The sequence below is a fragment of the Streptomyces sp. NBC_00820 genome, from assembly GCF_036347055.1.
Taxonomy (GTDB): Bacteria; Actinomycetota; Actinomycetes; order Streptomycetales; family Streptomycetaceae; genus Streptomyces.
Map to the genome: position 1 here is coordinate 743,956 of NZ_CP108882.1, position 25,897 is coordinate 769,852.

The 25,897-nt window shown below is 71.5% G+C and carries 27 protein-coding genes and 2 pseudogenes; 18 read left to right on the forward strand and 11 right to left on the reverse strand.

Annotation, left to right across the window (positions count from 1 at the left end; genetic code table 11):
* Positions 1-21 precede the first annotated feature (21 nt).
* Together OIB37_RS03470 and OIB37_RS03475 are read right to left on the reverse strand one after the other, a co-directional pair.
* Positions 22-747 carry a DUF1990 family protein gene (locus tag OIB37_RS03470; protein ID WP_330456005.1) on the reverse strand — a complete coding sequence of 242 codons (726 nt, stop codon included), beginning with the start codon at positions 745-747 and terminating at the stop codon, positions 22-24.
* Entirely contained in the window at positions 744-956 is a 213-nt protein-coding gene (locus tag OIB37_RS03475; RefSeq protein ID WP_330456006.1) for a hypothetical protein, read from the reverse strand. The genes OIB37_RS03470 and OIB37_RS03475 overlap by 4 nt, the downstream gene beginning before the upstream one ends.
* A 109-nt stretch (positions 957-1,065) precedes the next feature.
* Between OIB37_RS03475 and OIB37_RS03480 the strand changes: the two genes are divergently transcribed.
* The 3 genes from OIB37_RS03480 (at position 1,066) to OIB37_RS03490 (ending at position 4,262) form a co-directional block, all read left to right on the forward strand.
* A complete protein-coding gene (locus OIB37_RS03480; RefSeq protein WP_330456007.1) occupies positions 1,066-1,845 on the forward strand; it encodes a hypothetical protein in 780 nt (259 codons plus the stop codon).
* A gap of 426 nt (positions 1,846-2,271) precedes the next feature.
* On the forward strand, positions 2,272-2,796 hold the full coding sequence (locus OIB37_RS03485; RefSeq protein ID WP_330456008.1) for a hypothetical protein: 525 nt from the start codon (positions 2,272-2,274) through the stop codon (positions 2,794-2,796).
* Between the two features lie 425 nt (positions 2,797-3,221).
* Positions 3,222-4,262, forward strand: a complete 1,041-nt coding sequence (locus tag OIB37_RS03490) for a fatty acid desaturase family protein (RefSeq protein WP_330456009.1) — start codon at positions 3,222-3,224, stop codon at positions 4,260-4,262.
* Between the two features lie 80 nt (positions 4,263-4,342).
* On the opposite strand, the gene OIB37_RS03495 is transcribed toward OIB37_RS03490, so the two are convergent.
* Genes OIB37_RS03495 through OIB37_RS03505 form a run of 3 tightly spaced genes read right to left on the reverse strand, consistent with a single transcriptional unit; the run spans position 4,343 to position 6,191 of the window.
* Complete coding sequence (locus OIB37_RS03495; RefSeq protein ID WP_330456010.1) at positions 4,343-5,101, reverse strand: GAF and ANTAR domain-containing protein; 759 nt, start codon at positions 5,099-5,101, stop codon at positions 4,343-4,345.
* A gap of 5 nt (positions 5,102-5,106) precedes the next feature.
* Positions 5,107-5,832 carry an ANTAR domain-containing protein gene (locus tag OIB37_RS03500; protein ID WP_330456011.1) on the reverse strand — a complete coding sequence of 242 codons (726 nt, stop codon included), beginning with the start codon at positions 5,830-5,832 and terminating at the stop codon, positions 5,107-5,109.
* Positions 5,829-6,191 carry an STAS domain-containing protein gene (locus OIB37_RS03505; protein ID WP_330456012.1) on the reverse strand — a complete coding sequence of 121 codons (363 nt, stop codon included), beginning with the start codon at positions 6,189-6,191 and terminating at the stop codon, positions 5,829-5,831. Before OIB37_RS03505 ends, OIB37_RS03500 begins: the two co-directional genes overlap by 4 nt.
* A gap of 659 nt (positions 6,192-6,850) precedes the next feature.
* Between OIB37_RS03505 and OIB37_RS03510 the strand changes: the two genes are divergently transcribed.
* From OIB37_RS03510 to OIB37_RS03555, 11 genes and pseudogenes are all read left to right on the forward strand, one after another.
* Complete coding sequence (locus OIB37_RS03510) at positions 6,851-7,528, forward strand: HemK2/MTQ2 family protein methyltransferase (RefSeq protein ID WP_330456013.1); 678 nt, start codon at positions 6,851-6,853, stop codon at positions 7,526-7,528.
* Positions 7,512-7,682: pseudogene (locus OIB37_RS36250) on the forward strand (CDGSH iron-sulfur domain-containing protein); the annotation flags it as partial. The gene OIB37_RS03510 and the pseudogene OIB37_RS36250, both read left to right, overlap by 17 nt.
* A gap of 96 nt (positions 7,683-7,778) precedes the next feature.
* Positions 7,779-8,813, forward strand: a complete 1,035-nt coding sequence (locus OIB37_RS03515) for an iron-containing redox enzyme family protein (protein WP_330456014.1) — start codon at positions 7,779-7,781, stop codon at positions 8,811-8,813.
* A gap of 310 nt (positions 8,814-9,123) precedes the next feature.
* Entirely contained in the window at positions 9,124-9,606 is a 483-nt protein-coding gene (locus OIB37_RS03520; protein WP_330461767.1) for an Asp23/Gls24 family envelope stress response protein, read from the forward strand.
* A gap of 84 nt (positions 9,607-9,690) precedes the next feature.
* The gene (locus OIB37_RS03525) at positions 9,691-9,858 is read left to right on the forward strand and encodes a hypothetical protein (RefSeq protein ID WP_330456015.1); all 168 of its coding nucleotides are present in this window, start codon (positions 9,691-9,693) and stop codon (positions 9,856-9,858) included.
* Positions 9,855-10,271, forward strand: a complete 417-nt coding sequence (locus OIB37_RS03530; protein ID WP_330456016.1) for an Asp23/Gls24 family envelope stress response protein — start codon at positions 9,855-9,857, stop codon at positions 10,269-10,271. The genes OIB37_RS03525 and OIB37_RS03530 overlap by 4 nt, the downstream gene beginning before the upstream one ends.
* Before the next feature lie 76 nt (positions 10,272-10,347).
* Positions 10,348-11,070: a DUF6286 domain-containing protein gene (locus tag OIB37_RS03535; RefSeq protein ID WP_330456017.1), complete on the forward strand. Its 723-nt coding sequence runs from the start codon at positions 10,348-10,350 to the stop codon at positions 11,068-11,070.
* Between the two features lie 75 nt (positions 11,071-11,145).
* Positions 11,146-11,754, forward strand: a complete 609-nt coding sequence (locus tag OIB37_RS03540) for an alkaline shock response membrane anchor protein AmaP (protein WP_330456018.1) — start codon at positions 11,146-11,148, stop codon at positions 11,752-11,754.
* Between the two features lie 417 nt (positions 11,755-12,171).
* Entirely contained in the window at positions 12,172-13,164 is a 993-nt protein-coding gene (gene dhaK / locus OIB37_RS03545; RefSeq protein WP_330456019.1) for a dihydroxyacetone kinase subunit DhaK, read from the forward strand.
* 46 nt (positions 13,165-13,210) lie between these two features.
* Entirely contained in the window at positions 13,211-13,822 is a 612-nt protein-coding gene (gene dhaL / locus OIB37_RS03550; RefSeq protein ID WP_330456020.1) for a dihydroxyacetone kinase subunit DhaL, read from the forward strand.
* Positions 13,815-14,225, forward strand: a complete 411-nt coding sequence (locus OIB37_RS03555) for a PTS-dependent dihydroxyacetone kinase phosphotransferase subunit DhaM (protein WP_330456021.1) — start codon at positions 13,815-13,817, stop codon at positions 14,223-14,225. The genes dhaL and OIB37_RS03555 overlap by 8 nt, the downstream gene beginning before the upstream one ends.
* A 187-nt stretch (positions 14,226-14,412) precedes the next feature.
* Here OIB37_RS03555 and OIB37_RS03560 read toward each other — a convergent pair whose 3' ends face one another.
* The gene (locus OIB37_RS03560; RefSeq protein ID WP_330456022.1) at positions 14,413-15,114 is read right to left on the reverse strand and encodes a glycoside hydrolase family 75 protein; all 702 of its coding nucleotides are present in this window, start codon (positions 15,112-15,114) and stop codon (positions 14,413-14,415) included.
* Between the two features lie 455 nt (positions 15,115-15,569).
* Between OIB37_RS03560 and OIB37_RS03565 the strand changes: the two are divergent.
* Positions 15,570-16,566, forward strand: a pseudogene (locus OIB37_RS03565) (fibronectin type III domain-containing protein).
* Between the two features lie 311 nt (positions 16,567-16,877).
* A complete protein-coding gene (locus tag OIB37_RS03570) occupies positions 16,878-17,471 on the forward strand; it encodes a hypothetical protein (protein ID WP_330456023.1) in 594 nt (197 codons plus the stop codon).
* Positions 17,472-17,674: 203 nt separating this feature from the next.
* On the opposite strand, the gene OIB37_RS03575 is transcribed toward OIB37_RS03570, so the two are convergent.
* Both OIB37_RS03575 and OIB37_RS03580 read right to left on the reverse strand, forming a co-directional pair.
* Positions 17,675-18,292, reverse strand: a complete 618-nt coding sequence (locus OIB37_RS03575; protein ID WP_330456024.1) for a PadR family transcriptional regulator — start codon at positions 18,290-18,292, stop codon at positions 17,675-17,677.
* Between the two features lie 30 nt (positions 18,293-18,322).
* A complete protein-coding gene (locus OIB37_RS03580; RefSeq protein WP_330456025.1) occupies positions 18,323-20,338 on the reverse strand; it encodes an NADPH-dependent 2,4-dienoyl-CoA reductase in 2,016 nt (671 codons plus the stop codon).
* Between the two features lie 189 nt (positions 20,339-20,527).
* Between OIB37_RS03580 and OIB37_RS03585 the strand changes: the two genes are divergently transcribed.
* Complete coding sequence (locus OIB37_RS03585) at positions 20,528-20,947, forward strand: tautomerase family protein (protein WP_330456026.1); 420 nt, start codon at positions 20,528-20,530, stop codon at positions 20,945-20,947.
* A 15-nt stretch (positions 20,948-20,962) separates the two neighbouring features.
* On the opposite strand, the gene OIB37_RS03590 is transcribed toward OIB37_RS03585, so the two are convergent.
* Together OIB37_RS03590 and OIB37_RS03595 are read right to left on the reverse strand one after the other, a co-directional pair.
* Positions 20,963-21,337 carry a hypothetical protein gene (locus OIB37_RS03590; RefSeq protein WP_330456027.1) on the reverse strand — a complete coding sequence of 125 codons (375 nt, stop codon included), beginning with the start codon at positions 21,335-21,337 and terminating at the stop codon, positions 20,963-20,965.
* A 94-nt stretch (positions 21,338-21,431) separates the two neighbouring features.
* Positions 21,432-22,313 (reverse strand): hypothetical protein, encoded by an 882-nt coding sequence (locus OIB37_RS03595; RefSeq protein ID WP_330456028.1) that lies wholly within the window; start codon positions 22,311-22,313, stop codon positions 21,432-21,434.
* Between the two features lie 477 nt (positions 22,314-22,790).
* On the opposite strand from OIB37_RS03595, the gene OIB37_RS03600 reads away from it, so the two are divergent.
* Positions 22,791-24,869 (forward strand): SpoIIE family protein phosphatase, encoded by a 2,079-nt coding sequence (locus OIB37_RS03600; RefSeq protein ID WP_330456029.1) that lies wholly within the window; start codon positions 22,791-22,793, stop codon positions 24,867-24,869.
* Positions 24,870-24,885: 16 nt separating this feature from the next.
* On the opposite strand, the gene OIB37_RS03605 is transcribed toward OIB37_RS03600, so the two are convergent.
* Positions 24,886-25,671: a putative protein N(5)-glutamine methyltransferase gene (locus OIB37_RS03605; RefSeq protein WP_330456030.1), complete on the reverse strand. Its 786-nt coding sequence runs from the start codon at positions 25,669-25,671 to the stop codon at positions 24,886-24,888.
* Between the last annotated feature and the right edge of the window lie 226 nt (positions 25,672-25,897).

Consider the following 25,897-nt stretch of genomic DNA (forward strand, 5'->3'; position numbering starts at 1 on the left):
CGCGGGCGGAGCCATCGGCGCTCAGCCGGGGGCCACCCGGCGAATCGCGAGGGCGTCGAGGCAGTGCGACCGGGCGTCGGACGGCACGCACACCAGGCGCTCCGTCCGCGTCAGCCGCGCCGGACGTTCGTGCGGAGCACTCTCCACGAAGCGTCGCAGGCGCGCGATGCACTCCCGGTAGAAACGCAACTGGGTCCGCCGGCCGAAGAGCTGCCACCCGAACCGGGTGACTCGGCCCAGGGTAGGGGCGCCCTGCGAATAGCAGGAGACGACGAATCGCACCTCACCCGTGTCGCAGTGCTTCACCACCTCGTAGGTCACCCTTCCCCGTTCGAGGTGTCCTTCGAGAGTCTCGTACGCCCATCCCCAGACTCGGACATCGCCGCGGATCCGGTCGACGACCTCGGTGACGCGCACCCCGCAATAGAAGCGCAGACCGTGGAAACGGGCTTCGAGCAGCATGTCCCTGCCGAGCAGGGGCGCCTCCGGGTCGTATACCGCCCGCACGATCCGCGGAGGCGAGAACTCGTAGTCGCGGACGAGCCGGCAGGCCCGCTCCCACGTTCCGCCCGGGGCCGGGGGCCCCGGCCCTTCCGCCGGCAGGGACGAACTGTAGGTGTCGATGTTCCAGGCCGGGCGACGCACCTCCTCGACCGCGTAGTTGACGCGAGCGTCCGCCAGCCCTCGCCAGACGCGAACTGTGTCGACGCGTCCGAAGGCGCGATCGCGTGAGGCGACCGCTGTCACCGCGGTTCCCTCAGCGCCTCGCCGATCAGCCACAGCATGGGTGGCCACAGCCCGACGAACAGCGCGCGTCGCTCGGCGTTGCCCCGCTGCTCCTGGTCGGAGGTCTTGGCGCGGATCCAGAGAGCGATGCACAGGCCGATCGCGGCGAACGAGGCGAGGTGGAGATGATCGCGGCGCAGGCCGGCACCGTGCAGGAGCCGTATCAGCATGTGCACCTCCAGTTTTCGACCGTACGTGTCACCATCCCAGTACCGGGTATTCGGTCAAATATGCGTATTGATGCGCATCATCCACTGAAGGTCCTTTAAGGAAGTCCCGATGCCACACCGGCCCTACCCTCCCGCGCTCACTGTCGTCGCACAGTGGGTGCTGGGAACGGTCCTGGTCACCTGGCGCTACCTGTGGGCGACGACTCCCCTCCACCGCGGAGGCGAGCGCAGCGGCGACGACCGGGACCGCCCGCCGCCAATACCCGGCGAGATGTTCGACGACCGGGTGCAACTCTCGGAGGACGGCTACGGCCCTTTGTTCCACCGACGCTTCATGGTGCGCATCGCCTCGGCGCAGCTCGATGCCGACCGGCTCATGCTCCTACTCTGCCGGGACTTCCGGCACTTCGTGCCCAAGGAGGTCGTGGGCATACGCTCCGGGCAGTCACCGGCCCGCGCCGGCGGGCTGGGCCTCGCGGACGAACTCGTGGTGGTCATGCCGGGCCCCTGGAACGGCCCCGTGAGGGTCATCCGCCGCGACCGTGACCATCTCGGTCTGGTGACCCTGCGCGGTCACATGGAGGCCGGGCAGGTCCACTTCCGCGCGCGCGGCGGAGACGGCGCACCGCTGGAGTTCGAGGTCGAGCTGTGGGCACGTGCCGGAAGCCGTCTGGTCGACCTCCTGTACTCGCGTCTGCGCGTGGCCAAGGAGGCACAGCTCAACATGTGGGTCCGGTTCTGCCTGGGCGCGGTCGAAGCGTCGGGGGGCCGGTTGATGGACGGCGTGCACATCGCCACCCGTCGGCTCGATTCCCCGGACGGGACACCGGTGCGCACGGCTCCACGGGCCGTCGGCCTCGGCACGGAGCGGCCGGACCGAACCGCATGAGCCCTGAAAGGAGGCTCGTCCTGGACCGGACGTCTGGCCTCGGGCCGCGTGTGCTGCGCGCACGCGGCGGACTGGCGGCATCCGGCGGCTCCCGCAGAGAGTACGACCGAGGAACTGGTGGTCATCCGTGTGCAACTCATCTGATCGTCGCCCCCGCGTCCTGACTCGGCGGCCCCACCCCGAGCTCGCCCTCACTCCCGCTCCGAGCCGCGAATCGAGCCGGGGAAGGCTCGGACCCGCCCTCGTGGGCGACCTGGCGCCCACTTCACCGGCTGCAGATGCCACGGAGACGGCCATGAAACCGCTGGTCGTCACCGACCCGACCGCCCGGTCGGCCAGGAAACGCCTACCGGGCACGGTGTCTCGCCCGATCCGCGTAACGGCAACCGCTCCGCGCGGCGTCACGTCCGGTAGGGAGCGGCTGTCATGACGCCGTCACTCCCGGCAGCGGTACGGCCGGTGCTGATCGGTGCCGCGACAGGGCTGCGCAGCCAGTGGGGAATGGCCGCGCTCTCCCTGAGCTCTCCGCCGTCGGCCGACTCGTCGCCGGTCCGACGCATCGTGAGTGGTCCGTGGGTGCGACGCATGGTCATGACGGCGGCCGCGGGGGAATTCATCGCCGACAAGTCGCCTGGCGTGCCGGGGCGCCTCTCGTGGCCCGGGCTCGTCCCGCGGCTCGTGCTGGGCGCTGTCGCGGGTGCGCTTGTCGCCCGCCGCTATCCGGGCGAGCCGACCGCAGTGGCGGCTTCCAGGGGTAGCGCCGCCGCTTTCGTCGGCGCGGGCGCCGGCGTCCTGTGGCGCCGCCTCGGCGGGCCCCTGCTCCATGCCGACGGGCTCGCAGCCGTACTGGAGGATGCCGTGGCCGCGGCCCTGGCCTGGGCCGCGGTCGGGAACGGGCCTCCGTCCACCGGGGGCGGGAAGTCAGGCCCAGCGGCACAGACGCACCGCTGAGCACAGCGATCTCGGCCGTGGGCCGGGATCACGGAGCCGCGGCGAACTCGTGGCGGGCCTTCCCCGACGGCGTTCGGGCGTCCTGGACGGCGCCGGTCGCGGCGCTCTCCAGCACCCGTGGGAGCTGCGTCGGCGCCCGGCGCTCGACGTCGGCCCACGCTTCGCACCCGTTGGCCGCCGACGTCGGCCGAACCGGGCTTCGGCCACGACAAGCCGGACGTGCGGTCGCGTCTGTCATCGTTCAGGCCGGCCGGTACAGGTGCAGCAGCCGTGGCCGGGGTACCCGGAGGACAACAGCTTCGTAGCAACCCTCCGGGGCCACTTCGCTTCCGGAGGCGACCAGGCCGTGACCCCGCCGTCGGCTGCGCGGAGCGGACCCGGAGCGGACAGCCCCGGGTGCCATCCACACCGAAAGGGTCACGTCCGTGGTCAGCGAAACCTCTTTGCGTACCGGGCGGGGTCCGGGAAGTGAATTCTCCCGGCTCTCGAAGGAGATCGCCGACAGGGGCCTGATGGGCCGCCGCCCCGCCTACTACACGGTCCGCATCACCACCGTCGCCGCCGTGTACGCGGGTGGCTGGGTCGCCTTCGTCCTGATCGGCCCCGACTGGTGGACCCTGGCGGTCGCCGGGTGGCTCGCTGTGGCCTACGGCCAGGTGGCTCTGGTCGCTCATGACATCGCCCACCGGCAGGTGTTCCGGCTGCGTCGGGCCAGTGAGGTGTCCGGGCGCATCGCCGGGAACGCGGGGATCGGCATGGGTTACGGCTGGTGGCAGGACAAGCACACGCGTCACCATGCGAACCCCAACCACGAGGGACTCGATCCCGACATCGTGCCCTACCTGCTGGTCTGGACCCGGAATCAGGCTTGTGCGGCCAAAGGACTGCCCCGGCTGATCGGTCGAGCCCAGGCGTTCCTGTTCTTCCCCCTCCTCACGCTGGAGGGGTTCAACCTGCACGTGGCCGGTGTCCGATCGCTGGCCAACCCCTCGCTCAGGAGCCGGCCCCTCGAGGGACTTCTGCTCATCGGACACTTCTGCGCCTACCTCACCGCGCTGTTCCTCGTGCTGCGACCCGGGATGGCGGTCGCCTTCCTCGCCGTCCACCAGTGCCTCTTCGGCGTGTACCTCGGCTCGATCTTCGCCCCCAACCACAAGGGGATGCCGACCCTGACCGGCGCGGACCGACCGGATTTCCTGCGTCGGCAGGTCCTCACCTCGCGCGATGTGCGCGGCGGCTGGTTCACGGACATCGTGCTCGGCGGACTGAACTACCAGATCGAGCACCATCTCTTCCCGAGCATGCCGACTCCGAACCTGCGCGGCGCGCAGGTCATCGTCCGCCGCTACTGCGAGGAGCTGGGCGTGGCCTACGTGGAGACCAGCCTGACGGCCTCGTACCGGCAGACACTGCGCAGCCTGCACCAGGCTGGAGCCCCTCTGCGCATGGCCAGGGCAGCCCCATGAGGGGAGTCGGCGCCCCACCACCCGCCTCTCCGCATGGAGCCGTTGCACGCCCCTGCCGATTCATCCTCGACCGGCTGGTGTCAGGCACCCGTTTCCGATCGCCTCTGCGGGAGAGTGCGCATCACGTCGGTGTCCTGCACGCCTTCGGCGATGTCCCTGGCGAGGCCGGAGAGTTTGCGGTTGTGGGCACGTGCGTAGGCACGGAAGGTGCGGAACGCCTCGTCGATGGACGTCTGCCAGCGCTCGGCCAGGATGCCCTTGACCTGTTCGATGACGATGCGGCTGTTCAGGGCGTACTGGAGCTGATCGCGTTCGGTTTCGATGTGCACGAGCGTGCGCTGCTGGAGGATGGCGATGGTGGCCACGTCGGCGAGCGCCTGCGCGAGGGCGACGTCTGATGTGGCCAGGGGTTCGGGGGTGGTCCGGAAGAGGCTGAGCGCGCCGATGACCCGTCCACGCAGCCGCAGGGGCAGGGCGTTGGTCGTGGTGAATCCGGTGTCATGGGCGCTGCGCGCGAACTGAGGCCACCTGGCGGCCGCGTCCGGGTCGGTGAGGCTGATGTTGATCCGTGGCTGACCGTCGTTGCAGCAGTCGACGCAGGGACCCTCGTCGTGCTGGAGTGCGAAGAGCTCGAGGAGGCGCGTGTCCTCGTCGGAGGCGGCAAGGACGTGGAGTCCTCCGCCTTCGTCCGAGAGCAGGATGCCGACGGCGGCGACATCCAGAAGCTCCATGCAGCGCACGGACAGCTTCTGCAGGAAATCGATGACGTCGAAGTCGTCGATCAGGGAGTCTGCTACCTCGACGAAGACCTCGGTGACTTGCTGTTCACGGGTTGCCATGGAGATCAGTCCTCGTCTGCGTCTTCGGTGAGATTCATCGGGTGCGGATCGAGGGCGAGCCGCAGCCGCCTGGCCACGATGTCCCGGGCTGTGTCGGTGAGGGTGCGGTTGTTGCCGTAGGCGTGGGCGCGCAGCCGCAGCAGTGCCTCCGCCAGGGGTACGGCGAGCTGGACGCTGACCATGCCGGTCGCCTGATGCAGGACCGCGTGGTGCGGCAGCGGGCCTGACAGGTCCGGATCCTCCGATGAGGACAGCAGAGGATCTCCGAGATCCAGGAGGTGTTTGCTCAGGGCGCGCGCGAGCACGGTGACGTCGTCATCCTGCTCGGAGGTGAGGCGCCCGGGTGTTCCCCGGACCAGCGTCAGCACGCCCAGCGTGATGGCGCCGATGCGCAGCGGGAAGCAGAACACCGCCTGCATGGTCAGGGTGGGGAGCTCGGTCAGGAGCGCGGGCCAGCGGTCAGCCCGGACCCCGGCCAGATCGGGCACCCGCACCGGGATGCCACCGGCCAGGCAGTCCGGCCCGGGGCCCTGCCCGAGCATGAGTTGCAGATCCTCGAAGCCGCGTGCCAGGCCCTCCGAGGACCAGAGGATCTCCGCCGCGCCCGATCCGCCGTTCGCGCTGACCGCGATCCCGTCCACGACGAGCAGTTCAGCCGCGCTTGCCGCGACGTCCGGCCAGGACTCGTCCCGGAGCAGCCGCAGAGTCTCCGCCAGGCGGTCACTGATCATGCGGCGTCTCTGGTCGGTTGGAGGGCCACGGCTGGAGACGGCTCGACGGGCGGGCGGTCCTCGGCCAGGAGGAACCCGGTGCCGGTCAGGTCCAGGAGCAGTCGAACGGCGGGAGCGGGGTGGTGCAGCCGTAGGCGTCCGTCCGCCGCGACGGAGCGCCGTGAAGCAGCGAGGAAGACGTTCAGGCCGCTGACGTCACAGAAGGTGACCGCGGTGAGATCTACGTCTATGTCCATGATGTGGTAGGCCTGGCAGGTGGTCAGAGCCGCGCGGACGGCGGGGACCGTGGGCAGGTCGATCTCGCCCTCCAGGCAGATGGTCGCCCGGCCGTTGCACCGGTGGAGGTTCATCGTATGCATGAGTGAGGTCGTGAACACGGCGGCGCCTCGGCTTCCCGGACCCGTGCCACTGGGCAGGTGAGAGGCGCGGGCACGCTTGAAGGACAACAGCGGGTTGCCGAGAGACAGGTGCTTCCGCCGACGGGGGGTCACCTGGGACGCACCGCGTGGAGGGTCCGCTCACCGGAGAGCACGCCGTCACTCGACAGGCGCCGGGGTCAAGGACGCGGAAATATTCTACGCACGTGGGGCTCCACACGCAGCGCAGCGCCGGCTCGGGCCAGGCCGAGTGATCGGGAGTGGTCGGCGGTGCCGGTCGCGCCTTGCCTGGGCGAGGCTGACGGCCGGTTCCCGGTCGACGCCGACCTGGCCTTCGCCCGCGGCAGGTGCAGGGGGGCGGCCAGACCCGCTCTCGCGCCGAGCCGCTCGAGGCTGCTGTGCTCGCTCTCCACGAGTCCGCCTCCGAGGCTGGTGCGGCGCCATGCGCAGCCGTGGCCTCCGTTACGCCTGTCGTCAGAGGGTACTCGTGTGACATTGCCGCCTCGGCCCGCACGCCATGCGTACATCCCCTCGTGTCCGGAGCAACACCGTGAAGACCGACGTCATCGACCGCACTCTCGAGCCACGCCCCCGCGGGGGCGGCCGGTTTTCCGACCGCGTCGCCTGACAGAGGCACCGTGATGACTGCCAGCACCGTCACCCTCTCCCCGCGGCTCCGCTGTTGGGCTCCCTGGGGCGTGTACGTCCCCCAGACCGACACCCGGCTCCTGGGGCGGGCGATGCGCCGAGAGAAGATCACCAGCCGGACGGAGGTACTGGACCTGGGTACCGGCAGCGGCCTGCTCGCGGTGGAGGCAGCCCGGCTCGGTGGCCGCGTCACCGCGGTGGACATCTCCTGGAGGGCGGTCGCCACGGCCTGGTGCAACGCGCTGCTGAACGGACAGACCGTCCGAGTGCGCCACGGTGACCTGACATCGGCCGTCCCGGGGTGCCGGTTCGACCTCGTGGTCACCAACCCGCCCTACGTGCCGTCTCCTGCCCACGTCCAGCCCCGGGGCCGGTCCAGGGCATGGGACGCCGGGCAGGACGGTCGCCTGCTGATCGACCGCATCTGCGACGCCGCACCGGCCGTCCTGCGGCCGGCGGGAACGTTGTTGATCGTGCACTCGCACCTGTGCGGCGTCGACGACACACTGGCCCGTCTCAGGCAGGCAGGTCTTCACGGCGAGGTCGTCGACCGGGCCCGGCTGCCCTTCGGCCGTGTGCTGCGTTCCCGGCTCACCTGGCTGCGCGAGCGCGGGCTGACGGCCGGCTCCACGACCGAGGAGTTGGTGGTGATCCGTGCCGAACACACCTGAACGCCCCCGCCGCGTCCACGTCCAGCGCGACGGTCCTCTGCTGATCGAGGGACCGGTCGAAGTTGTCGACGACAACGGTGAGGTGGCGTTCTCGAAACGCTTCACGGCAGCCGTCTGCACGTGCCGCCGCAGCCGCCTGCACCCCTGGTGCGACACCAGCCACCGGCGCCGGACCAGGCGGACCGCCCCACCGGTAGAAGCCGGCGACCCGCCTCCGTGCACCACCACACCTGCCAAGGACGACCCCCGCATGACGGTCTTTCACGCGGAGCAGCGCAGGCGGCACCGTCCTCCACGACTGCCCGAACCACGCGGCGCGCTCTCGGCGGCGGTGGTGGCCGCCCTGCGCGGATCGGGACGCAACCAGCCGCCTGCCCCGGATACCTGTGCTTACGGCGACGATCTGCAACTTGCCCTGTACATCCTCTACGAGCTCCATTACCAGGGCTTCGAAGGCGTGGACGACGACCTCGAATGGGACATCGACCTGCTCAACCGCCGCGGCGAGCTCGAGGACCGCTTCCTCGGCGCACTGCGCGCGGATGTACCGGTCGACGGTGCGCGGACGGCCGAGCAGGCGCTGGACGAGCTCCAGCTCGAACCGGTCGATGACGACGCCGGCGTCTCGCACTTTCTCCGGGACGAGGGCAGTCTCGGGCAGTTGCGTGAATACGCGGCGCTGCGTTCGCTGTACCACCTCAAGGAGGCGGATCCGCACGCCTGGGTCATCCCCCGGCTGCGTGGGCGGGCCAAGGCGGCGATGGTCGCGGTGGAGTTCGACGAGTTCGGCGCGGGCCGCGCCGACGAGATCCACGCCGAGCTGTTCGCCGATCTCATGGAAGACCTGGGTCTGAACACGTCGTACGGGTACTACGTCGACGCCGCGCCCGCCGAAGTTCTCGCCACCGTGAACCTGATGTCGCTGTTCGGTCTGCACCGGGCTCTGCGCGCGGCGCTCGTCGGGCATTTCGCCGCCGTCGAGGTGACCTCGTCCCCGGCATCACGCCGTCTGGCCGAGGCGTTGCGCCGCGTGGGCGCGGGCCCGGCGGCGGTGCGCTTCTACACCGAACACGTCGAGGCTGACGCGGTCCACGAACAGGTCGTACGCCACGAGGTGGTCGGCGGCCTGCTGGAGCAGGAACCGCACCTGGACGCCGACGTCGTGTTCGGTGTACGCGCTACCACCCACCTCGAGGAGCGGCTGACCGCTCGACTGCTGGGCGCCTGGCGACACGGATCCACGGCACTCCACGTCCCGACGCAGCTGGGCGATACCGGCCGATGACCGGGAGCCCGCCGCCGCGCTGCTCCGCCTGATCACCAAGCGGCCGGCGGGCCCACCGTCCGCGGACCACGTCGCCGTACTCGCCCCACGCAAACCCTGACGGACGCCATACGGTCTGCCACGCGTCATCCTGTTCGCGGCTCGGAGCGTGGGTACCCGAAGTGTGTCGGTGATGCGCGCGGCGGCCCTACGCGCGAGATCGCGCGGACATCCCGCACGTGTGAGGAATCGGCCCGACAGGGCCTGCGGGGGCGTCCGAGTTTGCGACGGGCATCACAGGATGCCCTTTCTGCCGATCGAGGCGAGCGTCATGACGGAGAACAGCAACAGCATCGGGCTCGGCAAGCGGCCGGATGAAGTGAGTGCGCTGAAGGGCCGTACCGGGGCAGGGGCTCCGGCCGAGACCCGGGGGAAGACCAGCATCGCGGACGGTGTGGTGGCCAAGATCGCGGGCATGGCCGCCCGCGAGATACCGGGCATCCACGCCCTCGAGGGATCGGCCATGGGGCGTGCCTTCGGGGCCGTGCGTGAGCGCGTCCCCGGCACCGCGAGCGGCGTCACCCGGGGAGTGAAGGTCGAGGTCGGTGAGCGCCAAGCCGCCATCGACCTGGACGTCGTCGTCGAGTACGGCGTCTCCATCGTCGACGTGGCGGCCGACGTGCGCACCAACGTGATCGGCGCGGTGGAGCGGATGACAGGCCTGGAGGTCGTCGAGGTGAACATCGCCGTCGACGACGTCCACCTCCCCGACGAGGAAGAAGAGTCCGAGCCGGACGAGGGCCGCGTGAGGTGATCCGCCTCGGCTTACCGCCGCGTTCGCACGGGAGCGGTGAGCAGCAGGCGGACCTGCGGCCCTCACGAGTGGGGTGTGTGCACGATGAATGCAGCGACTACGGGCCTCGTGGCCGGCATGGCCCTGGGCTTCGCCGCCTACTTCGGCGGCTTCTGGGCGTTCCTCCTGGTCCTCTTCCTCGGCGCGGTGGGGCTGGCGGCCGGCCTCGTCCTCCGGGGCGACTTCGATCTGCACGGGCGGAGACGGCGATGAGCCTTCGGCCCGCTTCGGTCACGTCCGTAGGGGGCGGGCACGGCTCGTCGGCGCGAGGCAGCGGCCCGCCGCCCCCGGCCGAGCGGGGCGCCACCGTGATCCGCGACAAGGCGGTCGCCCGGATCGCCGCCCGGGCGGCGCGCGTGGCCCAGTCCCGACGCGCTGCCCTCCCACCCGATCCGGGCGGCTCCTCCGCGCCGAGTGCCTTCGCGGCCGTCCGCACCGGAACGGTCCGTGTGCGCCTGGATCTCGACCTTCCCTACCCCACCGACCTTCCCGTCGTCTGCGAGCGGATACAGCACGACGTCGCCGAGCGGGTGGCACAACTGACCGGGCTGCGCGTGGGAGAGGTCACCCTCACCGTCCGGCGACTGGTGCCCAGCGCCGACGCCCGCCGGGGGCGGGTCCGATGACAGCCCGGCACGCCTCCCGGGCGGCCGGACGGACTGCCGGTCGAGCCGGACACCCCGCCGATCGAGGAGGACCGGCATGACGCCCGAACCAGACCATCCCGGCCGTTTCCGCTCGTCCAGCGCCTCCTCGGTGCCTCGAGAGCCGGCGCCGCCGGCGCACGAGCCGTCAGAGCCCGAGCCGGTCCCCGAGCCGATCCACCCCGCCGTCCCGACGCCAGAACCGGCGCCGGACGATCACGACGGGCGGCGCCGGGCCCCGCCGCCCGTGGTCGGCGCGCCGTCTTCCGGCCGCGCTGTCGCCTCGGTGATCCTCGTGGCGGCGGGAGCGGCACTGTTCGATGTCGTCGCCGTACGGGCGGGAAACCCGGCGGCGGGCTGGCGCCGGCACCTGGCCGACGAGCTGGCCACACGTCCGGTGAGCGATGTGTGGATGCTCACCGGTGCCGCCGTGGCCGCCGCCGGCGGCCTCTGGCTGATCGTCCTCGCACTCAGCCCCGGGCTGCGCCACCAGTTGCCCCTGCGTTCTCCGGCCGGCTGTTCCCCGCCTCGTCTGCGGGCCGCACTGGACCGCGACGGCGCCGCCGCTCTTCTTCGCGACGCGGCCCTGAGGGTCTCGGGCGTCAGCGCGGCTCGCGTCCGGGTTCGCCGCCACCGCGTCAAGGTCCGGGCGGACGTCCGCTTCCGCGACGCGCGGGAGGTGAAGAACGACCTCACCAACGCACTCGACGAGGAACGTGAGCGACTCGCCCTCGCCCGGCCTCCCCGAGTCGTCGTGCGTGTACGGCACCACACGCCGTAACCGACACCCGCGATCGGGCCCCACACCCGATCTGTCCGAGGAAGCCCGCCCAGACCCGAGCACCGGAGCCCGCACATGACACCGCGACCCGCACTGAACCGCATTCTGCTGGGCCTCGCCGGTCTGGTACTGCTCGGCGGCGGCCTGCTGGTCCTCGCGGCCGGCCTCGACGTCTACCGGAGCAACCATCTGACGCCACCCACCGGCTGGCCCCTGACTCTCCCCGGCGACGTCCTGCTCGGCTCCGCCGACCGAGTCCGCTGGAGCGGCCAGGGCTGGTGGTGGTGGCCCGCGGTCATCGCCGCCCTCTCCCTCACCGTTCTGCTGGCGCTGTGGTGGCTGCTCACCCAACTGCACCGGCATCGCCCCAACACCCTGCCGGTCGGCGGCACTCCCCCGCAGACAGGCGTCGAACTGCGCAGCCGGGCCCTTGGGGACGCGATCGCCGCGGAAGCCGGCACCCTTCCGGGCGTCCAGCGGGCCCACGTCAGCATCACCGGACGAGCCGTCCACCCCCGCACACGGGTCGACCTCACCCTCACACCGCAGGGGTCGCCGAGGGACGTCCTGCAAGCACTCTGCGCCGGCCCCCTGCGCACCGCCGACCGTTCGACAGGCCGGCCGGACATGGCCGCCGAGGCCCGACTGCGCGTCGCTCACCACAAGGCCCGCCGCGCGCAATAGCCCCCTCATCGGCTTTCCGCGGGGCGATCCGAAGCCACCATGGCCATCGCCCGGGTCCACCGCCGCACACCCCGCACTCCCGGCGATGCCGTGCGGTGCCCCCTCCTCACCCGTGGAGAGCGCGTGAACGTCATCAATGGTGCAGGCAGGTAATCCCGGGCATCTGCTCCACTCCACGTGACCTTCACCGCAGCAAGGTCGATACTGCCGTCAGCAGGGCTCCGACCATGGCGCCACCGATCACCGACGGATATCAGATGCCCCGTTCCCGAAGTCAGCGTCGAGTCAGTTTCGGTACCGCTGGGTAACCGTGTAGGACCCGCCTTCGACCGCCGAGATCGAAAATCGACCGTACCCGCCCCGACCAGCAGAAACATTTATCAGACGCCCAACTGCGAGCCCCGTCAGGAGTCGCTCATGAAGATGCTGATCAATGTCCCCGAGACCGTGGTGGCGGATGCGCTGCGGGGTATGGCCGCCGCGTATCCGGATCTGACCGTCGACGTGGAGAACCGGGTGATCGTCCGCCGGGACGCGCCCGTGGCCGGGCAGGTCGCCCTTGTCTCGGGCGGCGGGTCGGGGCATGAGCCGCTGCACGGCGGGTTCGTCGGACCGGGCATGCTCTCGGCGGCCTGTCCGGGTGAGGTGTTCACCTCGCCGGTTCCGGACCAGATGGTGCGGGCCGCGGCGGCCGTCGACAGCGGGGCCGGCGTGCTGTTCGTCGTGAAGAACTACACCGGCGACGTGCTCAACTTCGACATGGCGGCCGAGCTCGCCGAGGACGAGGGCATCCAGGTCGCAAAGGTGCTGGTGAACGACGACGTCGCGGTCACCGACAGCCTTTACACGGCCGGCCGTCGCGGCACCGGCGCCACCCTGTTCGTGGAGAAGATCGCGGGTGCCGCGGCGGCCGAGGGCCGGCCGCTGGAGCAGGTGGAGGCCATCGGGCGGCGGGTGAACGAGAACTCCCGCAGCTTCGGTGTCGGACTGACCGCCGTCACCACTCCGGCCAAGGGCTCCCCGAACTTCGACCTGCCCGCCGGTGAACTGGAGTTGGGCATCGGCATCCACGGCGAGCCGGGGCGGGAGCGGCGCGCCATGATGACCTCCGGGGAGATCGCCGACTTCGCGGTGAACGCGATCCTGGAGGACATGACCCCGCGCAATCCGGTCCTGGTCCTGGTCAACGGCATGGGAGCGACCCCGCTGCTGGAACTGTTCGGGTTCAACGCCGAGGTGCAGCGAGTGCTCGCGGAGCGGGGCGTGGCCGTGGCCCGCACACTCGTCGGCAACTACGTCACCTCCCTCGACATGGCGGGCGCCTCGGTCACCCTGTGCCAGGTCGACGAGGACCTGCTGCGTCTGTGGGACGCGCCGGTGAAGACCCCCGCGCTGCGCTGGGGGGTGTGAGGCGGCGGACTCATCGGCCAACACCCCTACCACGCAAGGAGATCCAGTGCTCGACGCCGATTTCTTCCGCCGTTGGATGACGGCGACCGCCGCATCCGTCGACCGGGAGGCGGAACGGCTCACCGCCCTCGACGCGGCCATCGGGGACGCCGACCACGGCAGCAACATGCAGCGCGGGTTCACGGCGGTCCTCGCCACCCTGGACAAGGAGCGGCCCCAGAGCCCGGGCGCCGTGCTCAAGCTGGCCGGAAACCAGCTGATCTCCACGGTGGGCGGGGCCTCCGGGCCGTTGTACGGGACCCTGCTGCGCCGGACCGGGAAGGCGCTCGGCGATGACGCCGAGGTCGGCGAGGAGCAGCTGGCCCAGGCGCTCAGGGCGGGTGTGGAGGGCGTGATGGCCCTCGGCGGCGCGGCGCCCGGCGACAAGACCATGATCGACGCGCTCGTGCCGGCCGTGGACGCGCTCGGCGACGGCTTCGCCGCGGCACGGTCGGCCGCCGAGGCGGGTGCGGCGGCCACCGTCCCGCTCCAGGCACGCAAGGGCCGGGCCAGCTACCTCGGCGAGCGCAGCATCGGCCACCAGGACCCCGGCGCCACGTCCGCGGCCCTGCTGGTCGCCGGACTCCAGGAAGCGGCGTCGGGAGGCTCCGATGAGTGACGAGAAGTTGGTCGGAATCGTGCTGGTGTCACACAGCGCCGATGTCGCCGCCTCCGTCGCCGAGCTGGCGAAGGGGCTGGCGGGCGGTGCCACGGCCGTACCGATCGCGGCGGCCGGCGGCACTGAGGGCGGCGGGCTCGGCACCAGCTCCGAGCTGATCTCCGCCGCGGCGGCCGCCGTGGACCGGGGCGCCGGCGTCGCCGTACTCACCGATCTCGGCAGCGCCGTACTCACTGTGAAGGCCCTGCTCGCCGAGGGCGACGAACTCCCGGACGGCACCCGGCTGGTGGACGCGCCGTTCGTCGAGGGCGCGGTGGCGGCCGTCGTCACCGCGTCCACGGGAGCGGACCTGGACGCGGTGGAGGCGGCGGCCACGGAGGCGTACAGCTACCGGAAGGTGTGAGTGACCCGGAGACCCAGGGGTGCAGGGGTCGGGAGACTCAGGGGATCCGGGCACCCAGGGATCCAGGGGCCCGGAGACTCAGGGGGTCCGGGTAACCCAGGGAACCCAGGGGATCCGGGTACCCAGGGACCAGGCCCCGCAGTGGAGTTGCGAGGCGTTCAGCCGGAGCGGGGCGCCCGCCGGCCGGTCAGCCGCCGTGCCGGACGAGTCGGCGGGCCAGCCGTTCGCCCGTGGTCACCGCCGACCGGTGGTTCTCGATGGGCGTCACCCGCGCGTTCTTGAAGACGATGTACGTGACACCGGAGGACGCGCCGCCGCCGCTTGGATCGGGGTGCATGCCGAGGCGCTGGGCGGTGGCGTAGGAGGCCTCGCCGATGATGTCGCGGGGGCCGGTGTCGCCGACGACCGCGTACTGCACCCGGTCCCGGTAGATCACGGCGGCCACCGAGCCCCCGCGGACCCCCTGCACCCGGTGGTCCCAGATGCCGCTGGGGGCCGGGACCACGATGTAGGGCAGCCTCTCGGCGACGAGATGGCGGCCGTCGGACTGCTGGTAGGCGGTGGCGGCGGAGAAGTACGGGTCGGTGCGGCGGTTGCAGCGGGCGGTGGGCCGCCCGTCGCAGTCGACGTCCAGGTCGGCCTTCCAGTACACCGCCCCGCGCGTGCCGCAGACGGGCACCGTGGCGGGGGAACCGTTGTCGGTGCGGTACCGGCCGCGGGAGACCTGGGTGGCGCACCCGCGCACCCGGGCCAGCAGATCGGCGGCGGTCACCCGGCCCTCGCTATGGGCCACAGGGCGTTCGCGGGGCGGGTCGGCAGCGGTGGGCAGCGTCGTCGGGGCAAGGAGGGCGGCACCGGCCGCGGCCAGCGTCAGCGACTGAACACGCACTCTGAGAGACCCTCTCCTAGGGAGCATTCCGGACACCATTTCCCAATTTGGTGCGATTCGGTGCGCACGGTCGCCCTGATAAGGCCGGATGGAGCATCGCCCTGACGCCCCGTGAGACGGGGTCAGGGGCGGGGGATCTGAGCGGATGTCAGCCCAGACCCCCCGGCCGCCCACGTCGGCGCGGGATCGGCGACGACAGCGTGTCCGCGCCACGGGGGTGAACTGGACATCCATCTACGCGAGTTCACCCATCGGGAGACCTCAGCATACGTAACTCCCCCGCACGGTGAGCAACGCCCCCCTCTCCGCACTCCCTCGCCGCACCTGCGCGCCACGCCCCCTCAGCACGCCCCCTTGCCATGTCCTCACAGCCCGGGCCATATTGGTCCGGACCTTTGCACGTGATGCCGTGATGCCGTGATGCCGTGATGCCGTTGATTGCCGTTGATGCCGTGATGCCGGCCCCGGGAGGCAGAGCCGTGCGACGTGTCCTCCTCCACCTCGCGTCGGCCGTCGGAGCCCTGGTCCTGGTCGCATCGTGCGGTGGGGGCGGCGCGACCGGCGACGAGGGGCGGGCGCCCGGTGCCCCCACGGGTGTCACCGCGACGGCCGGGAGCGCCACCAGCGTGCACGTGATGTGGAACGACGTGTGGGCCGGCTCCGGAGTGGGGGCCTAAGAGGTGTATCGCGGCACCACGAAAGTCACGGAAGTGCCGGGTGCGCAGCACATGGTGGACGTCACCAGGCTCAGGCCGTCCACCATGTATGCCTTCACCGTGCGGGCCCGGGACAGGAACGGCCGCCTCGGCCCGCCCAGCCGTGAGGTGCGGGCCAGGACACCCGCCATGTCCGCGGCGGACCGCTCGGCGCCGACCCGCCCCACCAAGCCCACCGGACGGGTGCTCGGCAGCCGGGTGGTCCAGTTGTCCTGGGCCGCCTCCCGGGACGACCGGGGCGTGGTGTCGTACGACGTGTACCAGGGCGGTGCGAAGATCCACAGTGTGGGCGGGAGCCAGAGCGCGACCGTGCTCACGGGGCTGCGCCCCGGCACCCGCTACACGTTCACCGTCCGGGCCAGGGACGCGGCCGGCAACCTCTCGCCCGCCGGTGCGCCGGTACGGCTCGCCACTCCGGGCACCGACGACGGCCATGACACCGCGCCCACCGGCTTCACCGCCACGGCGCGTGGCTCAGCCGGCGCGTACTACATCGACCTCGCCTGGGATCCGCCGGCCGTGGACGGGACGATCACCGAGTACCAGATCCAGCTCGACGGCCGCCCGGCCACCTCCCTGGTGTGGGGCGGCGACCCGCCGCGCGGCCGGGCCCCGCTACAGCTTCTACGCCGGGAGCGCAGCCGGGCACCGGGTACGGCTGCGGGCCCGGCTGCCCGACGGCACGTGGGGCGGGTTCTCCGCGGAGCGCACAGTGCCGTCGGGCACGGACGGCTGAGGGCTCGGTGCGCGTGAAGACGTGAGGGCGCACGAACACGGGCACTGACGCGCGGACACACGGACACACCGACGCAGCCGGGTGAAGGCGTGAGAGGGGTAAGGGCGCAAGGGGGTAAGGGGTGGGGCCGTAAGGGCCGCACCCCGGCGTGTCGGCTTGTGCCGGACGGAGGAATCCGTCACCTGAGCGGGCGCGCTGCGCATGCGGTGGGGTCGGGAGCCGCGTTGGCTGCGGTTGAGGGCAGCACGGCCGTTACCCGACCTCGGCGGAGCATGGGACGCATCGCCAACCGTGCCGCTGGAGGACAGCCAATGCGCAACTCCCGACTTCTCCTCCGCTCCGGCCTGCCCCTGGCTGCCGCCGCCGCGCTCCCGGTCGTACTGGCCGGGCCGTCCGCCGCGGTCTCGGGAATCTCCGTGAGCACCTCCGGCTCAACGGTTTCCGTCGTCACCAGCGCGTGTACCCAGAACGGCGGCAGCTGGGGCAACGCCTCGCTGCTCGCCAACGGCCAGGCGAATTTCGCCCAGGGCAGGCAGGTCGCCCTGTCGGGCACGACCGTGAGTCAGTCTGCCGCCTGGTCGGGGGTGAGTCCCGGCACGTACACCGTCGTCGTGATCTGCTCCAACGGCATCACCGCGGGCACGCAGTCCGTGATCGTGTCCACACCGTCCGCGCCCTCCCTGGCTTCCAGCTCCTCCGCCTCTTCGGCCTCTTCGGGCTCTTCGGCACCGACGATCTCGGCGACCTCGTCGCCCGCACAGCCTCGCGGGGTGAAGGGCGGCCTCGGCGGCGCCGTCCGCGACTTCGGCCCCCTCACCCTGGGGGTGGGCGCGGGCCTGGTGGGCTCGGCCGTCATCGCCTCGGCCTGGTTCCTGCGCCGCCGCTCGAAGCCGTACCGGTTCTGATTCCGCGCCGCCCGAGAGCGGCCACGTCCTTGTCGGCAGAGGGACACCTCTGCCGACACAGGCATGCCTCATGCCTCATGCCCCATGCCCCATGCCCCATGCCACATGTCCGACCAGCACGCACACGCCCTGCCCCACCGGCGGGCGCCCGACGCGCCGCCCGCGCGCCCCGCGGAGCTCGCGCGCCCGACAGGCGGTGACCCTCAGCCGGGTGTGCCGTCCGTCGGCTCCGCCAACCTCTGTGACGGCGCCCCGCCAGACACATCCGTGTCGGACACACCTGCCTCAGGCAGCTCGGTGAACTCCTTCAGCGCATGGGTGAGCCACTGGGTCCAGAAGGTCTCCAGGTCGATGCCGGCTCGCAGGACCAGGTGACGCAGCCGGTCCTGCGGAGTGTTCCGGCCCGGCGGGAAGTCGCGCCGCTCGATCTCCTCGTACTCGGCCAACTGCCGTTGGTGAAGCTCAAGATGGCGACGCAGGTCGCCTTCGAGGCCCGCCGTGCCGACCACGGCCGCCGCGCGCAGGCGCAGCAGCAGGACGTCCCGCTGCGGCTTGGGGTCCTGGGCCGCGGCGGTCCAGCGGGCCAGCTCGGCGCGGCCCGCGGGCAGGACCTCGTACCTCTTCTTCTGCCCGCGGGCCGGCTGCTCGGCCGGCAGTGCGCGGATGAACCCCTCGGCCTCCAGCTTCCCCAGCTCGCGATAGATCTGCTGGTGTGTCGCCGACCAGAAGTAGCCGATCGACTTGTCGAACCGGCGGGTCAGCTCCAGCCCTGACGAGGGCTTCTCCAGCAGGGCGGTGAGGATGGCGTGCGGGAGTGACATGGGCTCATCCTAGGGAGGCGGCCGCGCCGCCTACAGGGCCGCCGCCAGCTCGGTGCCCTGCTTGATGGCCCGCTTGGCGTCCAGCTCGGCCGCGACGTCGGCGCCGCCGATGAGGTGGACGCTGCGCCCGGCGGCGACCAGCTCCTCGTACAGGTCGCGGCGCGGCTCCTGGCCGGTGCAGAGCACCACCGTGTCGACGTCCAGGACCGTGCTCTCGTCGCCGACGGTGATGTGCAGGCCGGCGTCGTCGATGCGGTCGTAGCGCACGCCCGGGACCATGGTCACGCCGCGGTGCTTCAGCTCGGTGCGGTGGATCCAGCCGGTGGTCTTGCCGAGGCCGGCGCCGACCTTGGTGGCCTTGCGCTGGAAGAGGTGCACCGTGCGGGGCGGGGCGGGCCGGCTCGGCGCGGCGAGGCCGCCCGGTGCCGCGTAGTCCATGTCGACGCCCCAGTTGCGGAAGTACGTCTCCGGGTCCTCGCTCGCCTTGTCGCCGCCGTCGGTGAGGAATTCGGCGACGTCGAAGCCGATGCCGCCGGCGCCGAGGATGGCGACGCGGTCTCCGACGGGGGCGCCGTCGCGCAGGACGTCGAGGTAGCCGACGACGCGCGGGTGGTCGACGCCGGGGATGTCCGGGGTGCGCGGGGTGACGCCGGTGGCGACGACCACCTCGTCGTAGTCGGCGAGGTCTCCGGAGGTGACCCAGGTGTCGAGGCGTACGTCGACGCCGTGCTCGTCGAGCTGGTGGCGGAAGTAGCGCAGCGTCTCGTCGAACTCCTGCTTGCCGGGGACCTTGCGGGCCACGTTCAGCTGGCCGCCGATCTCGCTCGCGGCGTCGAACAGGGTGACCTGGTGGCCGCGTTCGGCCGTGCTGACCGCGCAGGCGAGGCCGGCCGGACCGGCGCCGACGACGGCGACGCGCTTGCGCAGCCTGGTCGGGGAGAGCACGAGTTCCGTCTCGTGGCAGGCGCGCGGGTTGACCAGGCAGGAGGTGATCTTGCCGCTGAACGTGTGGTCCAGGCAGGCCTGGTTGCAGCCGATGCAGGTGTTGATGGCCTCCGGCCTGCCGGCGGCGGCCTTGGCGACGAAGTCGGGGTCGGCGAGCATCGGGCGGGCCATGGAGACCATGTCCGCGTAGCCCTCGGCCAGCAACTGCTCGGCGACTTCGGGGGTGTTGATGCGGTTGGTGGTCACGAGCGGTACGGAGACCTCGCCCATGAGCTTCTTGGTGACCCAGCTGTACGCGCCGCGCGGGACGGACGTGGCGATGGTGGGGATGCGGGCCTCGTGCCAGCCGATGCCGGTGTTGATGATCGTCGCGCCAGCCGACTCGACGGCCTTGGCCAGGGTGACGACCTCCTCCAGGGAGGAGCCGCCCGGGACCAGGTCCAGCATGGAGAGCCGGTAGATGATGATGAAGTCGTCGCCGACGGCCTCGCGTACGCGCTTGACGATCTCGAGGGGGAACCGCATCCGGTTCTCGTACGAGCCACCCCAGCGGTCGTCGCGCCGGTTGGTCTGGGCGGCGATGAACTCGTTGACGAGGTAGCCCTCGGAGCCCATGATCTCGACGCCGTCGTATCCGGCCTGCCGCGCGAGGCGGGCGGCGCGGGCGTAGTCGTCGATGGTCCGCTCGATGCCGGCGTCGTCCAGCGCGCGCGGCGTGAAGGGGCTGATCGGGGCCTGGAGCGCGCTCGGCGCGACCAGGTCCTGGTGGTAGGCGTACCGGCCGAAGTGCAGGAGCTGCATCGCGATCCGGCCGCCCTCGCGGTGGACGGCCTCGGTGACCACCTTGTGCTGCTCGGCCTCGGCCTCGGTGGTGAGCTTGGCGCCGCCCTCGTACGGCCGGCCTTCCTCGTTGGGGGCGATGCCGCCCGTGACGATGAGCCCCACTCCCCCGCGCGCCCGGGCCGCGTAGAACGCCGCCATCCGCTCGAACCCGCGCTCGGCCTCCTCGAGGCCCACGTGCATGGAGCCCATGAGCACGCGGTTCGGGAGCGTGGTGAATCCGAGGTCGAGCGGGGACATCAGGTGCGGGTAACGGCTCATCGGGCCCTCCGTGCAGGATGCGGTCGCTTCTTGTTGTAGAGGACGCGGGAGTCTTTATGCAACTTGTTGCACAAAGACTTTCCGCGATCCTCGCCACACCTCCGACCCCCGGGCCGCCTCTGCGCCCACTCCTGTACCTACTAGTATGTAAAGTGATGCTCCGTCACTCCGCCGGAAGGAAGCACCGCCATGCCCTTCGTCCGCATAGACGCCCTCGGCGCCGGTCCCGACCGGCTCGACGCGCTCGGCCGTGCCGTCCAGGACGCCCTGGTGGAGACGCTGGGCGTGCCGCCCGACGACCGGTTCCAGGTCCTGACGGGCCACGACGGCACAACCGGCTCCCTGCGGTACGGCGACTACCTCGGCGTTCACCGGGACGAGGGGATCGTCTTCGTGGCCATCACGATGCGGTCCGGGCGCACCCCGGACCGGAAGCGGGCCATGTACCGGCGGATCGCCGAGCTCGCCGAGGACTACGCGGGCACCGAGCCGCGCAACATGTTCGTGACCGTGACGGAGAACGACTCGATCGACTGGTCGCTCGGCGACGGTCTGGCGCAGTACGCCCCGGCCGGGAACGGCCCGGCCGGGGCGTCTGGGGCGTCCTGAGGAACGCCGGCCGCGTCAGCGGCTTTCGAGGCGCAGGTGGAGATCGCGCTCCTGGTCGCCCGAGGCCCTGCAGGTCTCGTAGACGTCGAACACCGTGTCGAGGGTGTCGCGGAAGCGGTCGACGGCCCAGTACCCGCCCTGGATGTCCGCGAGGACGGACGAGGTCAGGTGGGCCGGCGGGCAGCCTTCACCGCGGGCGTCGGCGATGTCGTAGCTGCCGAGCCACACCATGGGGCGGGTCTCGTGGAGCTGCTGCGGGACCTCGTCGGCGCCGCGGTCCGACGCGAAGCAGGCCCTCAGGACGTCGAAGACGACACGGGCGTCCTCCTTGGAGCACCCGCTGATCTCCACCGAGACGTTTTCCGGATGCGACCCCATCGAGTTGTCCATGATCGCTCCTTTCCTGGCCGTGCTGCGGTGGAACGGGGTGTGCCGTCGAACCGCGTCCATCCCCAGCAAAGCACCACCGGCCGCCCGGCACACCTCAGCCGCGGGAGAACTTGTACGTCTTGCTGTCCGTGAGCACGCAGAACCCCGGTGACACGACGATCACGCGCAGGATGCCACTGCGGCGGTCGTAGTCGATGCCCTCCGCCTCGAAGGATCCGGAGCAGGAACTGCGCAGCGGCAGCTGACGCAGGGCGGTGACGTGCCCGGAGACGTCGGCGGAGCCGCTCGGAGCGGCCGACAGGTCGATCTGGAGCAGCGGCTTGGTCATGCCGAACAGTGAGCCGTCCGGATCGTCGGAGGAGCACAGCAGCGTGGTCGGGCCGGAGAAGTCGCAGCCCTGGACGTCGCGCACGGCGTGGTCGAGGTGGACCGTGGATGCCTGCGGGAGGTTCGCGGAGGGCGAGGTGGCGGGGTTGACGCCCGGGGTCGGGAAGACCAGCAGGCGGTTCATCGTGCCCCACTCGCCGTTGAGCATCCACTGCCCGTCGGGCGAGAGAGCGACCCAGGAGTTGTTCAGGGCCTCGCCGGCGCCCAGCGTGTGCACGTACTCGGACCAGGCCCCGCCGGGCGCCTGGACCCGGAACATCTTCGCGTTGCCCGAGTCGGCCTGGTAGGGCTCGACGACATGGCCGTCGTACGAAGCGTCGGGGTCGCCGACGTGGTTCCAGCCGCGGCTGGAGACGCCGACGGGGATGGTGCCGATGCCGGTGTAGTGGTTGGGGCTGTTGGCCGGAACCTCCACGGAGGCCAGACCCTGGCTCTCGGTCAGCGGGTCGGCCCGGTCGGAACCGGTCTCGGTCCAGTTGTCCGCGGCGGTGGCGGGGGTGGTCCCGGCGAGGGACACGACGGCGGCGATGGCCAGGGGGACGAGTCCGGAGAGGACGGTATGACAACGTTGCCGGGCGAGCGCGGGCATGGGCCGACTCCTGCGGGATGGGGGGTGGGGCACTCGGTCGGCGCACAGTCTGGCCCGCACTGCAAGTCATGTACAGACCAAGTGACACCATGGGGGCCAACTCACACGGGCCCGCGGCGGCCCCCGTCCCCAAGCGCGGTGACTTCCGACGTACGCCCCGCGCGGTAATGAGAGATGGTGGAGTGACAACGCGGACGGTTGACGACGGTCGACGGCGTCGACGGCGGTCGAAGACGGTCCGGACAGTCAGGAGCCCGCGAGTCGGAACCGGTCCGCGGCGAAGCGAGACGGAACGAGACGTCGTGAGTCCCGCGAGAAGCCAGGCGCAACGAGCCCGGAGCGAAGCGAGACGGAACGAGACGGAACGAGTTCGGAGAGAAAGCGGTAGAACGTAGAACAGAAAGCGGTAGAACGGGGAACCAGGGGAGTCGGCACGGGGGACGACGTGCCGTGCGGACGGGCGAAGGCGGTGCTGGCATGAGTGCAGCCGAGGCTCCGGCGACGGAGAGCGGCGAACCCGAGCGCGGGCCGGAACGGCCCGGCGGGTTGCTCGACGTGCTGGGCGTGGCGTCGGTGGTCCTGGACTCCCGCGGCCGGATCGTCCTGTGGAGCCCGCAGGCCGAGGAACTGTTCGGGTACAACGCGCACGAGGCACTCGGCGAGTACGCGGCCCGGCTGATCGTGCACGAACGCCACGTCGAGCTGGTCAGCAAGCTGTTCGCGGACGTCATGCGCACCGGCCAGAGCTGGGCCGGCGGCTTCCCGGTCCGCCACAAGGACGGCAGCACCCGGCTGGTGGAGTTCCGCAACATGCGGCTGATGGACGACCGGGGCGACGTCTACGCGCTCGGGCTGGCGGCCGACCAGCCGACGGTACGACGTCTCGAACAGGACGTGGCGCTGTCCGAGCGGATGGTGCAGCAGTCACCGATCGGGCTCGCCGTGCTCGACAGCCGGCTGCGGTTCGTCTCGGTCAACCCGGCGCTGGAGACGATGCACGGCGTCCCGGCCGCACAGCACACGGGACGGTCGATCCGCGAGGTGCTGCCGCAGCTGGACACCGACGCGCTGGAGGGCCCGGCCCGCCAGGTCCTCGCCACCGGTACCCCGCTGATCGCCCACCGCGTCGTGGGCCGTACCCCGGCCGACCCGGACCGGGACCACACCTGGTCGCTGTCGCTGTACCGGCTCGACGACGCGACCGGCCACGTGCTCGGCGTGGCGTTCTCGCTCCTGGACGTCACCGAGCAGCACCGGGTCTCCGTCGAGGCGGAGACCGCGCGGCGCCGGCTCGCCGTGATCGCCGACGCCTCCGCCCGGATCGGTACGACGCTGGAGCTGGAGCGCACCGCGCTCGAACTGGCCGAGGTCGCGGTGCCCGAGCTGGCGGACGTCGCCGCGGTGGACCTGCTGGACGCGGTCGTGGAAGGCCGGCCCAGCACGCTCCGCCCGGCGGAGCCCGCCGTCATCCGCGCGCTCGCGCTGCGCGCCGAGCGGGAGTCGGAGGCCGTGGAGGCCGCCGACCCGCCCGGCCAGGTCACGCGGTACGCGCCCGACCGGCTGGTCACCCAGTGCGTCCGCACCGCCGAGGCGGTCATGGTGCCGCGGGTGAAGGACGAGGACCTGCCGCGCATCGCCCGCAGTCCCGAGGCGGCCGTGCTGCTGGGCCGCGCGGGACTGCACTCGTACCTCGCCGTACCACTGATCGCCCGCGGCGAGGTGCTCGGCGCCCTGGACCTCAAGCGCACCCGCAACCCCGCGCCCTTCGACGAGGACGATCTCCTGCTGGCACGGGAGCTGGCGGCCCGCGCGGCCGTGCAGATCGACAACGCCCGCTGGTACCAGAACGCCCGCAACACCGCGCTCACGCTCCAGCGCAGTCTGCTGCCCGGCGATCCGCCGGTGACGGCCGGCCTGGAGGTGGCCTCCCGCTACCAGCCCGCGGGCGCCACCACCGAGGTCGGCGGGGACTGGTTCGACGTCATCCCGCTGGAGGGCGACAGGACGGCGCTGGTGGTCGGCGACGTGATGGGCAGCGGCATCAGCGCGGCCGCCACCATGGGCCGGCTGCGCACCGCGACCACCACGCTCGCCTCGCTCGGACTCGACCCGGCGATGCTGCTGGAGCAGCTGAACAAGACCAGTTCGGCCCTGGACCACTCCATCGCGACCTGCGTGTACGCCGTCCACGACCCGCATCTGCGTCAGTGCCGGATCGCCAACGCCGGACATCTGCCGCCGGTCCGGATCCGCCCCGGCCACCCGCCGGAGCTGCTCGACCTGCCCACCGGGGTGCCGCTGGGCGTCGGCGGTGTCGATTTCTCCACCGTCACGGTCGACTTCGAGCCCGGTGACGAGCTGGTCTTCTACACCGACGGGCTGGTCGAGACCCGCTGCCACTCGCTCGACGAACGGCTGGACCTCCTGCTGACCCTGCTCGACGACCCCGGCCGGCCGCTGGAGGAGACCTGCGACCTGCTCCTGCGCACGCTGCACCACCCCGACAACCACGACGACGTGGCCCTGCTCATCGCGCGGGCGCAGGAGCTGCCCTGACCGGGGCCGCCGCCGGCTACTCCCGCACGCCGGTCACCACATGGGCGTCCCAGTCCTCCGACACCGCCAGCCGGGTCCTCAGTCCGGCGCGCTCGAAGGCCTCCACGGCGGCCGGTGCCTGGTGCCGGCCGGTCTCGGACAGCAGGCAGCCGCCGGGCGCGAGCCACTCGGGCGCGCCGGCGGCCACCCGGCGCAGCACGTCGAGACCGTCCGCGCCGCCGTCCAGGGCGACGGCCGGCTCGTGGTCGCGGGCCTCGGACGGGAGCAGGGCGACCTCGGCGGTCGGCACGTAGGGCACGTTGGCCGTGAGGATGCCGACCCGGCCGCGCAGGGTCGCGGGCAGGGCGTCGTAGAGGTCGCCCGTGTGCGCCCGGCCGCCGTACGGGGCCAGGTTGCGCCGGGCGCAGCGCACGGCGGCCGGGTCGATGTCGGCGGCGTGCACCTCCACGGCGCCGAGCGCGGCGGCCAGCGCGGCGCCGAGCGCACCGGAACCGCAGCACAGGTCGACCACGACCGTGGCGTCCGGTGCCTGGGCGAGCGCTCTGCCGGCGAGGAACTCGGTACGGCGGCGGGGGACGAACACGCCCGGCTCCACCGCGATGCGCAGGCCGCGGAACCCGGCCCAGCCGAGGACGTGTTCGAGTGGGAGTCCGGCCGTGCGCCGGTCCACCATCGCGGCCACCTCCCCCGGTGTACGGGCGGTGGCGAGGATCAACTCCGCCTCGTCCTCGGCGAATACGCACCCGGCGGAGCGCAGGACGGAGACCACGGCGGAAGGGGAGAGAACGTTCAAGGAGGCCATAGAAGCCGAGAGCCTTTCGGAGACCTGAGGCCGAAGGGCGCTCTCGCGGTCACCGGTCACCTGTACCCGCACCAGTACCTGAACCGGTACGGACATGGGTCACGATGGTCCGTGCTGTCACATGAAGTGGCCGCACGAGGCGGTCACACGAAGCGGTCACGTGAAGCTGTCACGAGGAGAGAGCACCCAGCTGACACAGCGGTAATGGGTCTCACCTCCCTCGGCA

What these genes read in the sequence shown, in the direction of transcription:
- OIB37_RS03515 (WP_330456014.1), top strand. Translation starts at nt 7,779, where the DNA reads ATGACGGTCTTTCACGCGGAGCAGCGCAGGCGGCACCGTCCTCCACGA.
- OIB37_RS03585 (WP_330456026.1), top strand. Translation starts at nt 20,528, where the DNA reads ATGCCCTTCGTCCGCATAGACGCCCTCGGCGCCGGTCCCGACCGGCTC.
- OIB37_RS03520 (WP_330461767.1), top strand. Translation starts at nt 9,124, where the DNA reads ATGACGGAGAACAGCAACAGCATCGGGCTCGGCAAGCGGCCGGATGAA.
- OIB37_RS03590 (WP_330456027.1), bottom strand. Translation starts at nt 21,337, where the DNA reads ATGGACAACTCGATGGGGTCGCATCCGGAAAACGTCTCGGTGGAGATC.
- OIB37_RS03600 (WP_330456029.1), top strand. Translation starts at nt 22,791, where the DNA reads ATGAGTGCAGCCGAGGCTCCGGCGACGGAGAGCGGCGAACCCGAGCGC.
- OIB37_RS03535 (WP_330456017.1), top strand. Translation starts at nt 10,348, where the DNA reads ATGACGCCCGAACCAGACCATCCCGGCCGTTTCCGCTCGTCCAGCGCC.
- OIB37_RS03570 (WP_330456023.1), top strand. Translation starts at nt 16,878, where the DNA reads ATGCGCAACTCCCGACTTCTCCTCCGCTCCGGCCTGCCCCTGGCTGCC.
- OIB37_RS03605 (WP_330456030.1), bottom strand. Translation starts at nt 25,671, where the DNA reads ATGGCCTCCTTGAACGTTCTCTCCCCTTCCGCCGTGGTCTCCGTCCTG.
- OIB37_RS03505 (WP_330456012.1), bottom strand. Translation starts at nt 6,191, where the DNA reads ATGCATACGATGAACCTCCACCGGTGCAACGGCCGGGCGACCATCTGC.
- OIB37_RS03480 (WP_330456007.1), top strand. Translation starts at nt 1,066, where the DNA reads ATGCCACACCGGCCCTACCCTCCCGCGCTCACTGTCGTCGCACAGTGG.
- dhaK (WP_330456019.1), top strand. Translation starts at nt 12,172, where the DNA reads ATGAAGATGCTGATCAATGTCCCCGAGACCGTGGTGGCGGATGCGCTG.
- OIB37_RS03540 (WP_330456018.1), top strand. Translation starts at nt 11,146, where the DNA reads ATGACACCGCGACCCGCACTGAACCGCATTCTGCTGGGCCTCGCCGGT.
- OIB37_RS03475 (WP_330456006.1), bottom strand. Translation starts at nt 956, where the DNA reads ATGCTGATACGGCTCCTGCACGGTGCCGGCCTGCGCCGCGATCATCTC.
- OIB37_RS03510 (WP_330456013.1), top strand. Translation starts at nt 6,851, where the DNA reads ATGACTGCCAGCACCGTCACCCTCTCCCCGCGGCTCCGCTGTTGGGCT.
- OIB37_RS03500 (WP_330456011.1), bottom strand. Translation starts at nt 5,832, where the DNA reads ATGATCAGTGACCGCCTGGCGGAGACTCTGCGGCTGCTCCGGGACGAG.
- OIB37_RS03555 (WP_330456021.1), top strand. Translation starts at nt 13,815, where the DNA reads ATGAGTGACGAGAAGTTGGTCGGAATCGTGCTGGTGTCACACAGCGCC.
- OIB37_RS03595 (WP_330456028.1), bottom strand. Translation starts at nt 22,313, where the DNA reads ATGCCCGCGCTCGCCCGGCAACGTTGTCATACCGTCCTCTCCGGACTC.
- OIB37_RS03575 (WP_330456024.1), bottom strand. Translation starts at nt 18,292, where the DNA reads ATGTCACTCCCGCACGCCATCCTCACCGCCCTGCTGGAGAAGCCCTCG.
- OIB37_RS03525 (WP_330456015.1), top strand. Translation starts at nt 9,691, where the DNA reads ATGAATGCAGCGACTACGGGCCTCGTGGCCGGCATGGCCCTGGGCTTC.
- OIB37_RS03485 (WP_330456008.1), top strand. Translation starts at nt 2,272, where the DNA reads ATGACGCCGTCACTCCCGGCAGCGGTACGGCCGGTGCTGATCGGTGCC.
- OIB37_RS03580 (WP_330456025.1), bottom strand. Translation starts at nt 20,338, where the DNA reads ATGAGCCGTTACCCGCACCTGATGTCCCCGCTCGACCTCGGATTCACC.
- OIB37_RS03530 (WP_330456016.1), top strand. Translation starts at nt 9,855, where the DNA reads ATGAGCCTTCGGCCCGCTTCGGTCACGTCCGTAGGGGGCGGGCACGGC.
- OIB37_RS03495 (WP_330456010.1), bottom strand. Translation starts at nt 5,101, where the DNA reads ATGGCAACCCGTGAACAGCAAGTCACCGAGGTCTTCGTCGAGGTAGCA.